The sequence below is a fragment of the Dellaglioa sp. CoH-55-MRSF-9 genome (assembly GCF_056782155.1).
Genome location: NZ_JBXAYG010000029.1, coordinates 1 through 414, shown reverse-complemented (window position 1 = coordinate 414; position 414 = coordinate 1). Strand labels below are relative to the sequence as shown.

Here is a 414-nt window from a genome sequence, read left to right as displayed (position 1 = left end):
ACACGTCCTTCCCAGTCAGTTCCGCAAACTCTTTTTGCTTGCGCGCCAGATACAGGTTCGCTTCGACCAGCTCCTTCTTCATGCGTGCTTCCCGGATTTCCCGGGTGATGCGGTCCTCGTGGAACGCACAGTAGACAACGCTGATGAAGACACCGATAAAGACTCCGGCCACAAGCCACACCATACTCATTGCCGTGAACATATTTACTCTCCTTGTTTTTGTGCGTGAAGCACTGCACTGATTTCGCGCAGCCGATCAGTGATCGGCTGTCCCTTGCTGTCCGCGTAAAACTCTTCGAACAGCTCGATCACGTCGTTCACGGCATGCGCCAACTCCGCGACCTCCCGCAGCCTTTGGTTCGCCTGATTGAGGCGCTCGTATGCTTGCTTCAGGCACCTGTCACGGAACAGGAT

2 protein-coding genes are annotated in these 414 nt (G+C 55.1%); both read right to left on the bottom strand.

Annotated features, from left to right (window positions below):
- Nucleotides 1-202, bottom strand: a 202-nt coding sequence (locus AC1RPV_RS07670; protein ID WP_481764185.1) for a hypothetical protein, incomplete at its 3' end; no start/stop codon positions are given.
- Between the two features lie 2 nt (nt 203-204).
- Nucleotides 205-414, bottom strand: a 210-nt coding sequence (locus AC1RPV_RS07665; RefSeq protein ID WP_481764184.1) for a hypothetical protein, incomplete at its 5' end; no start/stop codon positions are given.